This is a genomic window from Exiguobacterium sp. SL-10 (genome assembly GCF_004337025.1).
Lineage (GTDB): Bacteria > Bacillota > Bacilli > Exiguobacteriales > Exiguobacteriaceae > Exiguobacterium.
In genome coordinates, this window is sequence record NZ_SJUP01000055.1 from 1 (window position 1) to 391 (window position 391).

The window sequence follows — 391 nt, forward strand, 5'->3', positions numbered from 1 at the left end:
ATATAAAGCAACACTATGAACTTCAGGAATAGTAGATGGATCTAAAATTTTATGAATAGCAGAAAATACCATTCCTAAACCAACAATTAATAAAATAGTCCCAAGAATAAGTGATGCCACATTTTCATAGCGAAAATGCCCATAAGGATGATCCGCATCTGGTTTTTTCTGACTACCTTTATTGGCAATTAAAACAACAAAGTCAGCAATAAGATCAGAAAGCGAGTGAATACCATCAGCAATTAAACCTTGAGAGTGTGAGAAAAAGCCCACTGTAATTTGCCAAATGGATAAAACGATATTGACAAAAACACTCACTAACGTGCTTTTTTTAGCTGCCTTAAATTTTTCAGACTGTTTATTATCAGCCCGATCTAACTCAATATCATCA

Annotated in this window: 1 protein-coding gene; it reads right to left on the reverse strand. The window is 33.8% G+C overall.

Features of this window, described 5'->3' with window-relative positions; all coding sequences use genetic code 11:
* Window positions 1-391 (reverse strand): cation diffusion facilitator family transporter (locus EVJ33_RS15845; protein ID WP_201739734.1); only part of this gene is annotated, 391 nt, incomplete at both ends.